13 protein-coding genes, 1 tRNA gene and 1 other RNA gene are annotated in these 12,580 nt (G+C 65.5%); 11 read left to right on the top strand and 4 right to left on the bottom strand.

Going from position 1 to position 12,580, the window contains the following annotated elements; translation table 11 throughout:
• Positions 1-49: 49 nt before the first annotated feature.
• Positions 50-418, top strand: coding sequence for a hypothetical protein (locus F462_RS04395; protein ID WP_018142125.1), 369 nt, complete (start codon positions 50-52; stop codon positions 416-418).
• Between the two features lie 91 nt (positions 419-509).
• Here the strand turns inward: F462_RS04395 and prmC are convergent, their stop codons facing one another.
• The 3 genes from prmC to hemA are packed head-to-tail and all read right to left on the bottom strand — an operon-like array spanning position 510 to position 3,744.
• The gene (gene prmC, locus F462_RS04390; protein WP_038051951.1) at positions 510-1,364 is read right to left on the bottom strand and encodes a peptide chain release factor N(5)-glutamine methyltransferase; all 855 of its coding nucleotides are present in this window, start codon (positions 1,362-1,364) and stop codon (positions 510-512) included.
• Positions 1,364-2,449, bottom strand: a complete 1,086-nt coding sequence (gene prfA / locus F462_RS04385; RefSeq protein ID WP_018142123.1) for a peptide chain release factor 1 — start codon at positions 2,447-2,449, stop codon at positions 1,364-1,366. The genes prmC and prfA overlap by 1 nt, the downstream gene beginning before the upstream one ends.
• Entirely contained in the window at positions 2,446-3,744 is a 1,299-nt protein-coding gene (gene hemA / locus F462_RS04380) for a glutamyl-tRNA reductase (protein ID WP_018142122.1), read from the bottom strand. Before hemA ends, prfA begins: the two co-directional genes overlap by 4 nt.
• Positions 3,745-3,875: 131 nt before the next feature.
• Here hemA and F462_RS04375 point away from each other — a divergent pair, with 131 nt between their 5' ends.
• The 10 genes from F462_RS04375 to grxD all read left to right on the top strand — a co-directional run bounded on the left by F462_RS04375 (position 3,876) and on the right by grxD (position 11,484).
• Positions 3,876-5,621: a tetratricopeptide repeat protein gene (locus F462_RS04375; protein ID WP_026280075.1), complete on the top strand. Its 1,746-nt coding sequence runs from the start codon at positions 3,876-3,878 to the stop codon at positions 5,619-5,621.
• An 11-nt stretch (positions 5,622-5,632) separates the two neighbouring features.
• Positions 5,633-6,283 carry a lipoprotein insertase outer membrane protein LolB gene (gene lolB, locus F462_RS04370; RefSeq protein WP_018874409.1) on the top strand — a complete coding sequence of 217 codons (651 nt, stop codon included), beginning with the start codon at positions 5,633-5,635 and terminating at the stop codon, positions 6,281-6,283.
• Between the two features lie 11 nt (positions 6,284-6,294).
• Positions 6,295-7,170: a 4-(cytidine 5'-diphospho)-2-C-methyl-D-erythritol kinase gene (gene ispE / locus F462_RS04365; protein ID WP_038051949.1), complete on the top strand. Its 876-nt coding sequence runs from the start codon at positions 6,295-6,297 to the stop codon at positions 7,168-7,170.
• A 16-nt stretch (positions 7,171-7,186) separates the two neighbouring features.
• A tRNA-Gln gene (locus tag F462_RS04360) sits at positions 7,187-7,261 on the top strand.
• A gap of 33 nt (positions 7,262-7,294) precedes the next feature.
• Positions 7,295-7,428, top strand: a non-coding RNA gene (locus F462_RS13240) — RtT sRNA.
• 126 nt (positions 7,429-7,554) lie between these two features.
• Positions 7,555-8,511: a ribose-phosphate diphosphokinase gene (locus F462_RS04355; protein WP_018142118.1), complete on the top strand. Its 957-nt coding sequence runs from the start codon at positions 7,555-7,557 to the stop codon at positions 8,509-8,511.
• A gap of 110 nt (positions 8,512-8,621) precedes the next feature.
• Positions 8,622-9,332, top strand: a complete 711-nt coding sequence (locus tag F462_RS04350; RefSeq protein ID WP_038051947.1) for a 50S ribosomal protein L25/general stress protein Ctc — start codon at positions 8,622-8,624, stop codon at positions 9,330-9,332.
• A gap of 24 nt (positions 9,333-9,356) precedes the next feature.
• A complete protein-coding gene (gene pth, locus F462_RS04345) occupies positions 9,357-9,983 on the top strand; it encodes an aminoacyl-tRNA hydrolase (RefSeq protein ID WP_038051944.1) in 627 nt (208 codons plus the stop codon).
• Entirely contained in the window at positions 9,980-11,074 is a 1,095-nt protein-coding gene (gene ychF, locus F462_RS04340; protein ID WP_038051941.1) for a redox-regulated ATPase YchF, read from the top strand. Before pth ends, ychF begins: the two co-directional genes overlap by 4 nt.
• An 80-nt stretch (positions 11,075-11,154) precedes the next feature.
• A complete protein-coding gene (gene grxD / locus F462_RS04335) occupies positions 11,155-11,484 on the top strand; it encodes a Grx4 family monothiol glutaredoxin (RefSeq protein ID WP_038051939.1) in 330 nt (109 codons plus the stop codon).
• A 228-nt stretch (positions 11,485-11,712) separates the two neighbouring features.
• Here the strand turns inward: grxD and rnt are convergent, their stop codons facing one another.
• Positions 11,713-12,399, bottom strand: a complete 687-nt coding sequence (gene rnt / locus F462_RS04330; protein ID WP_038051938.1) for a ribonuclease T — start codon at positions 12,397-12,399, stop codon at positions 11,713-11,715.
• Positions 12,400-12,580: the final 181 nt, after the last annotated feature.

Genomic DNA, 12,580 nt, shown 5'->3' with positions numbered 1-12,580 from the left:
GGCTGTTCAAGGTCTTCCGGACGGGCCCGCATGGAAGGAAGAATCGACCATGAAACGAACCGCTATTCTGGCACCGGCGGCGATCCTGGCGCTCGCCCTGTCCTTCCCGGCCCACGCGGCTCAGCCGGTGGCGGGTCCGATGCAGGCGGCCGGTGCGGCGACTTTCGATCCCGGTGCCCTGCAGCATGTTCGGCACGGCCATTCTCGCGGCCACCACCACTACCGGAGTCACCCCGGCGCGCGCGGGCACAAGCAGGCCAAGCGTGCGAAGCAGCGCGGGCGCGGCCATCACAAGCACTCGCGCAGCCATGCGCATCACCACCACTACCACTATTACGACCACAATCGTTCGACCCGGTACCGTCATCGGTCGTCGCCCAGTGGCTCGATGAATCTGCACCTGCATCTGCCGTTCTGAGGCGACCGGATTTAAAGCATCACAGGGTTGGCCCTGGCGAGATCGCCGGGGCCTTTTTTCTTCTTCTGGAGGTAGCCCCAGGCGCGGGCGTTCAGATCTTACCCAGGCTGGTGCGCTCGTGACCGGCGGTGTCCCGCAGGGTGCGGACCGCCTGATATCCCGTGGTCCGCAGCCGTTGGCGCACCGGCTCGCCCTGGTCGAAGCCGTGCTCCAGCAGCAGCCAGCCGCCCGGGTTCAGGTGTTCGCGGGCGCTGTCGATCACCCGGTGCAGGTCGGCGAGGCCCTGCTCCTCTGCGGCAAGGGCGGTGCGCGGCTCGAAACGCAGATCGCCGCGCGTCAGGTGCGGGTCGTCGGGGTCGATGTAGGGTGGATTGCAGGCGATCAGGTCGAAGCCACGCTGCCGGGTTACTGCACCGAGCCAGTCCCCCTGCCATAGGTGAACCGACAGCCCCAGTTCGTGGGCGTTGGCTTTGGCTTGCAGGAGCGCCTCGTGGCTGTGATCGCTGGCGAAGGCCTGCAGGCCTGGCCGTTCGCTTAACAGTGCCAGGATGATGGTGCCCGGACCGGTTCCCAGATCCAGCACCCTCGGGGCCTCGGTATCGCAAGTGGCGAGTATGGCAAGGGCCTGCTCCACCAGGAGCTCGGTTTCGGGTCGCGGGATCAGGCAGGCGGGGGAAACGCCCAGGTCCAGCGTCCAGAAGGCGCGCCGACCGAGGATGTGGGCCATGGGCTCGCCGGCGCAGCGGCGCTGGCTGAGCGTGTCGGCTCGGGCGGCCTGCTCGGCCGTGGCGGGGTCGGTGCCGTGGGCGATCAGTTGCGCGGTGTCCAGACCAGTGGCGGCGCCCAGCAGCATGCGGGCCTCCAGTCCGGGCGTTTCGATCCCGGCGGCCTGCAGCCGGGCACGCAGTTCCTGCAGCAACGCGTCCAGGGTCGAAGTCGCGGGCATCAGGCTTCGGCGAGGGTAGCGAGCTGCTCGGCCTGGTATTCGTGGATCAGCGGGTCGATTACCGGGTCGAGGTCGCCGGTCATCACCTGTTCCAGCTTGTACAGGGTCAGGTTGATGCGGTGGTCGGTCACGCGGCCCTGCGGGAAGTTGTAGGTGCGAATGCGCTCGGAGCGGTCGCCGCTGCCGACCAGGCTCTTGCGTTCGGCGCTTTGCGCGGCGGCCTGGGCCTCGCGCTCGGCCTCGAACAGGCGGGCGGCGAGGTAGGTCATCGCCTTGGCGCGATTCTTGTGCTGCGAGCGTTCTTCCTGGCACTCGACCACGATGCCGGTGGGCAGGTGGGTCAGGCGGATCGCGGAGTCGGTCTTGTTGACGTGCTGGCCGCCTGCCCCTGAGGCGCGAAAGGTGTCCACGCGCAGGTCGGCCGGGTTGATATCCGGCATCTCGACTTCGTCCAGCTCCGGCAGGATGGCGACCGTGGCCGCGGAGGTGTGGATGCGGCCCTGGGATTCGGTCTCCGGGACGCGCTGCACGCGGTGGGCGCCGGATTCGAACTTGAGTCGCGAGAAGGCGCCCTGGCCGGCCAGGCGCCCGATTACCTCGCGGTAGCCGCCGTGCTCGCCCTCGCTGGCGCTGAGGATCTCCAGCTTCCAGCCCTGCTGTTCGGCGTAGCGGGTGTACATGCGCAGCAGGTCGCCGGCGAAGATGGCGGCCTCGTCGCCGCCGGTGCCGGCGCGGATCTCGAGGAACACGTTGGCGTTGTCGTGCGGGTCCTTCGGGATCAGGTGACGGTAGAGTTCGGCCTCCAGGGCCTCGGTCTGCTCGTTCAGGGTGTCGATCTCGGCCTCGGCCATCGCGCGCAGGTCGGGGTCGTCCTCCGCGAGCATCGCGCGCGCCTCGTCCAGTGCGGCGTGGTTGTCGTGCCAGGCCTTCCAGGCCGCGGCGACCGGCTCCAGCTGGCTGTATTCCTGGGACAGGCGGCGCAGCTGGTCGGGGTCCTCGGCGGCGTCCGGGGTCGACAGCAGTTGCGCGATCTCGGCATGGCGTTCGGCCAGGCCTTCGAGCTTGGTCTGGAACGAGGCCTTCACGAGTGGGGGCCGGGGTCGGAATCGTCGCCGGGGTCGTCTTCCGGTGCGGGCAGCTGGAACAGCTGGTGAGCGGCCTCCAGCAACCGTGCGTTGCCTTCGTGAGCGGCGGCGTTCAGTGACTTGCAGGGGGCATGCATCAGCTTGTTGGTCAGGTTGTGCGCGAGCAGTTGCAGTGCTTCCTCGGGGGATTTGCCGGCGCGCAGCATCGCCTCGGCTTTGGCCAGCGACTCGGCCTTCACGCTGTCGGCGCGCTGACGTAGCTGGCGGATGCTGTCCACGGAATCGCGGGCGCGCAGCCAGCGCATGAACTCGCCGGCGCGCTGAGCAATGATCTCCTCGGCCTGTTCGGCGGCGGCGTGGCGCGAGGCCATGTTCTCGTCGATCACTTCCTGCAGGTCGTCGACGGTGTAGAGGTAGACGTCCTCGAGCTGCCCGACCTCGGGTTCGATGTCGCGCGGCACGGCAATGTCGACCATGAACATCGGTTTGTGGCGGCGCTTGCGCAAGGCGCGCTCGACCGCACCCTTGCCCAGGATCGGTAGCGGGGCAGCGGTGGAGGAGATGACGATGTCGGCCTCCGCCAGGCGCTCGGGGAGCTGATCCAGGCTGACCGCCTCGGCGTCGAAACGCCCGGCCACGGCGCGGGCACGCTCGGCCGTTCGGTTGGCGACGATCACGTTGCCGATCCCGCCGCCGGAGAGGTGCTGCAGGGCCAGTTCGATGGTCTCGCCGGCACCGATGACCAGCGCGGTGAGCGGTTTCAGGTCACCGAAAATCTGGCGCGCCAGTGAGACCGCCGCAAAGGCCACCGAGACCGCGCTCTGACCGATAGCGGTCTGGGTGCGTACGTCCTTGGCGGTGGCGAAGGCGTGCTGGAACAGGCGTTCCAGCGAGCGTCCCAGCGTGCCGGCATCGTGGGCGTACTGGTAGGCCGTCTTCATCTGCCCGAGGATCTGCGGCTCGCCCAGGACCATGGAGTCCAGTCCGCTCGCTACGCGCAAGGCATGGCGCACTGCGGAGCCGTCGTGGTGCAGGTAGAGATAAGGCTTGAGTTCGTCGCGGTCGATGCCGTGGTAGCCGCCGATCCAGTCGAGCACGCGCTGGTCGCTGTGCTGACCACCCTCACGGAAGTACACCTCGGTGCGGTTGCAGGTGGACAGGATCGCGGTTTCCGGCAATAGCACGCCGGAGCGTAGCGAGTGTAGGGCCTCGCCAAGCTCGTTCTGGTTAACGGACAGTCGTTCGCGGATCGCGACCGGCGCCGTTTTGTGATTGATCCCAAGAGTGAACAGCATGCTGGCGCGTATTGTGCCGGAAAACCGGGGCGCGTGGCCCAATTTCCCGATAGTGTACTGTGCTGTAGGGTTGGCTACAGTCTCTTTCTCTGCCATGGAACCCCGAGGGTGGATGCCCCGTCCCATCCGATATGCCTGTACTGATTCCGACTGGATACAACATGATTCGAAGCCTGCTCGCGCTCATCGCCATGCTCTCCCTGGCCGGTTGCGCGCATAGCCCACTGGACGCCTCCGAAGCCCCGGAGTCGGATCGCCCCGAGGTCCGGGCCTTGACTCAGGTCGAGGACCCGGAGGCCGCGCTAATGTTCAGCGTGCTGATCGCGGAGATCGCGGTGCGTTCCGGGCAGGAGGCCGAGGCGGCGCGGTACTACGGGGCGGCCGCTCTGTTGAGCGACGATCCGGCGATTGCCGAGCGGGCGACCCGGATAGCACTTTTCGCTCGCGATCTTGCCCAGGCACAACAATCGGCGGACCGCTGGCTGCGCCTGGCACCCGACAGTCTGGACGCCAGCCAGGTCTCTACCGTGTTGCGCATCAACACCGGGGATGCCGAGCAGGCCGCCGAGCAACTGGATTCCCTAATGGATCGTCTACTGGCGGAGGGTTCGGATCCCTATCCCACGCTGGGTGGTGTGATCGGCCAGGTGCAGGACCGTGCGGCGGCGCTGGAAACCATGCGCCTGCTGAGCGAGCGCCGTAGCGACGATGTGGGTGTTCATCGGGTACATGCCGAGGCCGCGCTGCGTTTCGCCGATCCGGGCGCGGATGTGCTGACGGTGACGGAGCGCGCTACCGAGCGATTCCCGGAATCGGTGCCCTTGCAGTTGCTGCACGCACGGGCGCTGCGAGAGGCGGGCGAAGTCGAGGCCGCGATGGAGATCCTGCGCGCCACGGTGGAGGCGCATCCGGACAGCCGTGAGGCCCGTATGGGGTATGCGCGCGTCCTCGCGGAACATGACGATGGTGACTTCGCCCGTCAGGAGATGGACCGCCTGGTTGAGGCGGCCCCGGAGGATACCCAGTTGCTGCTGGCCCTGGCGCTGATGAATCTCGAGGCGGAACAGTTGGAGCCGGCGCGGGATTATCTTGAACGGCTGGACGCCCGGGGCGAGCGTGAACACGAGGTGGCCTACTACCTCGGTCGCTTGCACGAGATGGCCGACGAGCCGGAGGCCGCGCTGGCGGCCTACGCCCGGGTCGAGACCGGGGACTACGTCGACGATGCGCGTTTGCGCACGGCCCGCCTGACCCTTGAGCGCGATGGGTCCGAGGTTGCCCGTGCCCTGTTTGACCCGATGCAGCAGGGGGTGGACGAGGATCTGGCCCGGCGCGCCTATCTGGCGGAGGCGAACATCCTGCGCGAGATGGGTGACTATGCCGAGGCCCGCGGGCGTCTGAATCGAGGGCTGGTGCAATTCCCGGGTGATACCCGGCTGCTCTATCTGCGCGGCCTGGTGCACGAGCGGGAGGACGACATCGATGCGGCCGAGGCAGACTTCCGTGCCATCCTTGAATCCGACCCGGAAAACGTCGCGGCGTTGAATGCGCTTGGTTACACCCTAGCGGACCGGACCGAACGCTTCGAGGAGGCCTACGAGCTGATCCTGCGGGCCTACGAGCAAGAGCCGGACGACGCCGCGATTGTCGACAGCTATGGCTGGGTGCTTTATCGGCTGGGCCGACTGGAAGAAGCCGAGACCCAGCTGCGGCGTGCCTACGAGCTGATGCCGGATGGCGAGATTGCCAGCAACCTGGCGGTGGTGCTGTGGGAGCGGGGCGACCGCGAGGAGGCGCGTGCAATCCTGGAGGCGGCACTGGAGCGCGAGCCGGACCATGAACGTCTCCAGCGTGTGCGTGACGAGCTGACTGAATGAGCCAACCGGGAATGGCGACCGGGCAAGGATGGCCCTCGACACTGGCGGGGCCGGCGGGGCTCCTGATCGCGGGCGTCTTGCTGCTCGCCGGGTGTGCTGCGCCTATGCCCGACGTCGACACTTCGCCAGCGGCGGAGGCGGCCTTCGAGGAGCGCGCCGAGTATCTGGAGGCACTGGAAAGTTGGCGGTTGGTGGCGCGTCTGGGACTGGCCTCCGGGGAGGAGTACTGGTCGGCGCAGCTCAACTGGCGGGTGCAGGAGGGACAGCAGGTGCTGGACCTGTCTGGCCCGATGGGGCGTGGCGGTGGTCGCCTGACGTTGTCGGACAGCGGCCGCGCGTTGCTGGTGACCCGCAGTGGCGAACGCTTTCAGGCGCGCGATCCCGATGCGTTGGTGGCCCAGGTGCTAGGCGAGTCGATCCCGGTCAGCGGGATGCAGTACTGGGTGCGCGGCCTGCTGCACCCGGAGGCCTCCTATCAGCTGGATGTCGATGCGGATGGGCGCCCGCTACAGATTCAGCAGTCCGGCTGGAGCATCGAATACAACGAGTTTGAAGAGATCGATGGGGTGCCCATGCCGGTGGCCATGGTGCTGACGCGCGACGATGTCGAGCTGCGTGCGCGCATCGGGCGGTGGCAGCTCGGGACTGACGAAGCGTTTTAGCCGGGGCGCCTGTGGCAGATCCATTCGATACGAATTTTCCGGCCCCGGCCAAGATCAATCGTTTCTTGCATATCACCGCCCGCCGTCCGGACGGGTACCATGAACTGCAGACGGTGTTTCAGTTTCTTGGGTTGGCCGACACCCTGCGCTTTGAGCCGTTGTCCGCTGGGCGATTCGAAATGGCCGGCGAGCCCATCGATGGGGTCGATAATCTCTGCTTGCGGGCCGCCCGCCATCTGGCTGTGGAGACCGGGAAGCCCTTCGGAGTGCGTATCCACCTCGACAAGCGGATCCCGGTAGGCGGTGGCCTGGGGGGCGGCAGTTCGGACGCGGCCACGACCTTGGTGGCGCTGAATTTTCTTTTCGACCAGGGGTGTTCGGTCGAACGCCTTGCCGCGCTTGGATTGGGGCTGGGGGCCGATGTGCCCGTGTTTGTCGCGGGGCATGCCGCCTGGGCTGAAGGGGTGGGTGAGCGTCTGGCGCCCGTAGACCCGGATACGGGCTGGGTCCTGCTGATTGACCCAGGCGTTTCGGTTTCCACTGGTGCGATGTTCGGGTGTGCGGAATTGACACGGGACTGCCCCACCGAGACAATTTCGTCCGCGCTCGAAGCGGAGCGATTCGTGAACGTGTTTGAACCGGTCGTTCGATCACGTTATCCGGAGGTCGACCGGGCCCTGACCTGGCTGGCGGATCAGACGCCGCGCGCGCACCTGAGCGGGAGTGGTGGATGCATCTTCGGGATATTCCCCGACGAAGGGGCAGCCCGAAACGCACAAGCCACGCAACCCGCCCCGTGGCGGAGCTGGGTGACGCCGCTGATGAACGCGTCGCCTTTACAGGCCTGGCTGCCGCAGCGCGGCGCCAGCCCTGACAGTACAATTTGAGAGTTCAGCGAGATATTGGGCCGTAGCCAAGCGGTAAGGCAGCGGGTTTTGATCCCGCCATGCGCAGGTTCGAATCCTGCCGGCCCAGCCATACAACGAAACCCGCGGCGCCTGGCGCCGCGGAACCGGCGCAAGGGTCGGCAGGATGAGAACCGGGTTCGCCGGGTTCGACTCGAGCGGCTTTGGCCGCGGGAGCACGCCACCGCAGGTGGCGCCCGAAGGGTGGCGCGCAGCGCCATCATCCTGCCGGCCCAGCCAACAACCGCTTCGCGCCAGAAAGGCGCGAGGCCAACCATCAAGACCCCGGCCCAGCACCGGGGTCTATAATTTGGAGCCTGCGCGACAAAGCCGTCCGCTCCATATCCATCCAGACCGGGAAAAACCGTGGTCGACAAGAGTCGTATGATGATCTTCGCGGGGAACGCCAACCCGCGTCTGGCGCAGGGTGTCGCGGAACACCTCGGCCTGCCGATGGGCAAGGCGACCGTGGGCCGCTTCAGCGATGGCGAAGTTCAGGTCGAGATCCTGGAAAACGTTCGCGGACGCGACGTCTTCCTGATCCAGCCGACCGGTCAGCCGACCAACGAAAACATCATGGAGTTGGTGATCATGGTGGACGCGCTTCGTCGCGCCTCCGCCGGCCGCATCACCACGGTGATCCCGTACTTCGGCTACGCCCGGCAGGACCGCCGGGTGCGTTCGGCGCGGGTGCCGATCTCGGCCAAGGTGGTCGCCAACATGATCGAGGCAGTGGGCGCGGATCGCGTGCTGACCATCGACGTGCACGCCGACCAGGTCCAGGGTTTTTTCAACGTTCCGGTAGACAACATCTATGCCTCGCCGGTGCTACTGGGCGATGTCTGGCGCCATGTTTCGGGTGATCTGACCGTGGTGTCGCCGGATGTCGGTGGGGTGGTGCGCGCGCGGGCGATCGCCAAACGCCTGGACGACGCGGACCTGGCGATTATCGACAAGCGCCGTCCGCGCGCCAACGAGTCCGAAGTGATGCATATCATCGGCGACGTGCGTGGCAAGTCCTGCATCATCATCGATGATCTGGTGGATACGGCCGGTACGCTGTGTCAGGCGGCGAAGGCCCTGAAGGAGCACGGCGCGCACTCGGTGATGGCCTATGCCACTCATCCCGTGCTTTCCGGCGCAGCAATTGATAACATAAACGGTTCGGCGCTTGACGAGCTGGTGGTGACGGACACGCTGGCCTTGCGGCCCAACGCGCAGAGCTGCGAGAAGATCCGCCAGTTGTCGGTCGCGGAGATGCTGGCGGAGACCATCCGCCGCATCAATCGCGAAGAATCCGTCAGTTCGCTGTTCATGGACTAGCGAACAAGAATTCGGGAGGGTCGCCTCCCATTTAGCGCCCCGCCTGGTCGCGGGCGGGGTGTGTTCAGGGCGCTTCGGGTGAAGCGCCTTTCATTTTGGAGACTGTAGCAATGAGCATGAGCTTTACGATTGAAGCCGAGAAGCGGGACGAACAGGGTTCGCGTGCGAGCCGCCGCCTGCGTCGCGCCGGCAAGCTGCCCGCTATCCTCTACGGGGCGGATAAGGACGCCGTGTCCATCACGCTGGATCACAACGCGATGGTCCATAACCTGAAGGAAGATGCGTTCTACTCGCACATCCTGAGTGTGAAGCTGGATGGCAAGACCGAGAAGGCGATCCTGCGTGATGTGCAGCGCCATCCGTTCAAACCGACCATCTACCACGTCGATCTGATGCGCGTGAGCGCGAACCAGCCGATCCGCGTCAGCGTGCCGCTGCACTTCCACAACGAGGAAGAGTGCAAGGGTGTGAAGCTGAGCGGTGGCATGGTGAGCCGGATGATCAACGAGCTTGAGGTCGAGTGTCTGCCGGGTGATCTGCCCGAGTCCCTCGATATCGACGTGCTCGAAATGGATGTCGGCGACACCCTGCACGTCTCCGAGCTGAAGCTGCCGGAAGGTGTGCAGAGCGTGGCCCTGATGCATGGCGAGGACTACGACTACGCTGTGGTCAGCGTGGTACTGCCGCGTGCTGCCAAGGCCGACGAGGAAGAAGGCGAAGAAGCCGAAGCCGAGGCCGCGGAATCTGAAGGTGGTGAGGAAGCCGCCGATGGCGAAGAGGCCTCCGGCGACGACGATTCGGAGTCCGAGGGCAAGGAGTAAGCCTTGCGGCTTTCCGCCTGACCGATGTCGATCCGACCCGAGCCGATCCGCCTGCTGGTCGGGCTGGGCAATCCAGGCCCGCGTTACGCCGAGACCCGGCATAACGCGGGCTTCTGGTTTGTGGATGCCCTGGCCCGACGGTATGGCGTGGCGTTCCGTTCCGAGACCCGCTTTGATGGAGAAGCGGCGCGGTTGACCCTGCCGGGGGGTGATGATGTCTGGCTGCTCAAGCCTATGAGTTTCATGAACAAGAGTGGTCTTCCGGTGCGCAAGTGCGCCGATTTCTATCGCATCCCTCCGGAGGCCATCCTGGTGGTCCATGACGAACTGGATCTAGATCCTGGCGTGGCACGTCTGAAGTTGGGTGGGGGGCATGGTGGCCATAACGGTCTGCGCGACCTGCATCGCCACATGGGCGGGCCGAACTATGCCCGACTGCGGCTTGGGATCGGTCACCCGGGGCATCGCGACGACGTCGTACCCTTTGTGCTTGACCGCCCCGGGCGGGACGAGTCGCGGGCGATCGAGGAGGCCATCGACACGGCCCTGGACCAGGTCCCGGCGCTGGTGGCTGGGCGCTGGGATGAGGCGGTACGCAATCTGCATGGCGGCAACTCGAAGCCGGCCACGAATTCCGAGGAAACCCGATGAGTCTTAAATGCGGGATCGTGGGTCTGCCGAACGTCGGCAAGTCCACCCTGTTCAATGCCCTCACGCGTGCGGAGATCGCCGCGGAGAACTACCCCTTCTGCACCATCGATCCGAACGTGGGGGTGGTGGAGGTACCGGACCCGCGGTTGACGCGGCTGACCGAGATCGTGAAACCGCAGCGCACACTTCCCACCACGGTCGAGTTCGTGGATATCGCCGGGCTGGTGGCCGGGGCCGCGCAGGGCGAGGGGCTGGGCAACCAGTTCCTCGCGCACATCCGCGAGACCGATGCGATCGCTCAGGTGGTGCGTTGTTTCGAGGACGACGACATCGTGCACGTCGCCGGCAAGGTGGATCCGATCTCCGATATCGAGACCATCAGCACCGAACTGATGCTGGCGGATCTGGAAACCGCCAACAAGGCGCTCAATCGTCTGGCGCGTGCGGCCAAGTCGCAGGACAAAACGGCCATCGCCCAGCTGAAGGCTGCCGAGAAAGTGGCGGCAGGCCTCGATCAGGGGATTCCCGCGCGGGCCCAGGATCTCGACGAGGACGAGCGGCGGTTGCTGTATGACCTGCATTTGTTGACGATCAAGCCGATGATGTACATCGCCAACGTGGACGAGGCCTCTCTGGTCGACGGTAATGCGATGGTCGAAGTGGTGCAGGCGAAGGCGGCCGAGGAGGGCGCCGAAGTGGTGAGTGTCTGTGCCGCCATTGAGGCCGAAATCGCCGTGCTCGATCCGGACGAGCGGGCGGAGTTCATCGCCGATCTGGGGCTGGCTGAGCCGGGCCTGGACCGTGTGATCCGTACCGCCTATCGCCTGCTTGAACTGCAGACCTTCTTCACCGCCGGCGAGAAGGAAGTGCGGGCCTGGACCGTGCGCCAGGGCTCCACCGCGCCGCAAGGAGCGGGCGTGATCCACACGGATTTCGAGCGCGGTTTCATCCGCGCCGAGGTCGTCGGATATGAGGACTTCGTCGAGCACAACGGCGAACAGGGCGCAAAGGACGCGGGGAAATGGCGCCTCGAAGGCAAGGAATACTTGTTGAAAGAGGGTGACGTGGTACATTTCCGCTTCAATGTCTGAGCGTCACACTAGGTCACTCGCCTCGACCGCTTTCGGGTGATCGGGCACCAATCTTGGCACCAAATTTTGGGAGTACAGTAATGGATGTAATGGATCGGATTCGCCAGCAGGTGGAAGACAATCCGGTGGTGATTTTCATGAAAGGCACGCCGCAGTTCCCCATGTGCGGCTTCTCCAGCCGTGCGGTCGAGGCGCTCAAGCGTTGTGAACAGGAGTTCGGCTATGTGAACGTGATCGCCGACCAGGAAGTGATGCAGAATCTGCCCCGGTTTGCCGACTGGCCGACCTTCCCGCAGGTCTATATCGACGGTGAGCTGGTCGGTGGTTGCGACATCACGCTGGAGATGTTCGAGAACGGCGAACTGAAGAAGATGGTTGACGCTGCCCACGCCAAGCGCGCCGCGAGCTAAGAAACGTCGTGCCGCAGCTGCTCGGCTGCGGCACACCTCAGCATCGTCATCGCGAGCCCCGTCTGGGGCCGTGGCGATCTCCTAACGTGACCACCTGATCCCGCTTCGTGCCCGCGCCGGGAGATTGCTTCACCCCTGCGAGGTTCGCAATGACGGGGTTGCAGTTGTGTCATCGCGAGGCCCCGTCCGGGGCCGTGGCGATCTGCGTGATGTTGCCCCGAGTCGCGGTCAGCTCCCGGGCGGTAGCTCTTCCGGCTCGGGCAGGCGCAGCGCCGGTTGCGGCACTCCGATGCCGTCCTGCCAGCGGTTGGCGATCTGGCAGAAGATATCCGCCGTCTTTTCTGCATCGAAGGCAGCGCTGTGGGCGGATTCGGTGTCCCAGCCGAGTCCCGCTGCATCAGCCGCCCGTGCCAGCACGGTCTGACCAAACGCGAGTGCGGACAGCGACACCGTGTCCAGGCTGCTGAACGGGTGGAAGGGGTTGCGTTTGATCCCGCAGCGCTCGGCGGCGGTATGCACAAAGCCGAGATCGAAGTGGGCATTGTGCCCGACCAGGATCGCGCGCTTGCAGTGGTTCACCTTCACTTCGCGGCGGACTTCGCTGAACAGCTTGCCCATCGCCTGATCTTCGGGCCAGGCCGCCCGTAGCGGGTGATACGGGTCGATGCCATTCACCTCCAGCGACTTCGGGTCCATCTCCGAGCCTTCGTAGGGGCGCACATGCAGGCTGACGGTGCGGTCGCGCACCAGGTGGTCCTGTTCGTCGCGACGCAAGAATACGGCGGCTACTTGCAGGAGCGCATGGCGGTGGCAGTCGAAGCCCCCGGTTTCCACGTCCACCACGACGGGCAAAAAGCCGCGGAAACGGTTCGCCATCGGGCGGTGCTGCGGGTCCAACTGGACGGGTTCGGCCATGGTTTTGCTCGGTCTCGATGAGGGGTGTTTCGCGGGTTTTTCGGTCGCGGCGAACGAGCGGGCCAGCTTTCCGGGTGTTTGCGGATTTTGCCGCATATTTTACCGACGTTCGGCGCCATAAGGGGCTTTCGCTTGACCTATTGGCGGCGCAGTCGGGATACTTGCGCCTTTTATGCCCGCC

This window comes from Thioalkalivibrio sp. ALJ1, assembly GCF_000745395.1.
GTDB lineage: Bacteria > Pseudomonadota > Gammaproteobacteria > Ectothiorhodospirales > Ectothiorhodospiraceae > Thioalkalivibrio.
This window is presented reverse-complemented; position numbering and strand designations above follow the sequence as displayed.

Coding starts and splice junctions, on each gene's coding strand:
- F462_RS04395 (WP_018142125.1), top strand. CDS start 50: ATGAAACGAACCGCTATTCTGGCACCGGCGGCGATCCTGGCGCTCGCC.
- prmC (WP_038051951.1), bottom strand. CDS start 1,364: ATGCCCGCGACTTCGACCCTGGACGCGTTGCTGCAGGAACTGCGTGCC.
- hemA (WP_018142122.1), bottom strand. CDS start 3,744: ATGCTGTTCACTCTTGGGATCAATCACAAAACGGCGCCGGTCGCGATC.
- F462_RS04375 (WP_026280075.1), top strand. CDS start 3,876: ATGCCTGTACTGATTCCGACTGGATACAACATGATTCGAAGCCTGCTC.
- lolB (WP_018874409.1), top strand. CDS start 5,633: ATGGCGACCGGGCAAGGATGGCCCTCGACACTGGCGGGGCCGGCGGGG.
- F462_RS04350 (WP_038051947.1), top strand. CDS start 8,622: ATGAGCATGAGCTTTACGATTGAAGCCGAGAAGCGGGACGAACAGGGT.
- pth (WP_038051944.1), top strand. CDS start 9,357: ATGTCGATCCGACCCGAGCCGATCCGCCTGCTGGTCGGGCTGGGCAAT.
- ychF (WP_038051941.1), top strand. CDS start 9,980: ATGAGTCTTAAATGCGGGATCGTGGGTCTGCCGAACGTCGGCAAGTCC.
- grxD (WP_038051939.1), top strand. CDS start 11,155: ATGGATGTAATGGATCGGATTCGCCAGCAGGTGGAAGACAATCCGGTG.
- rnt (WP_038051938.1), bottom strand. CDS start 12,399: ATGGCCGAACCCGTCCAGTTGGACCCGCAGCACCGCCCGATGGCGAAC.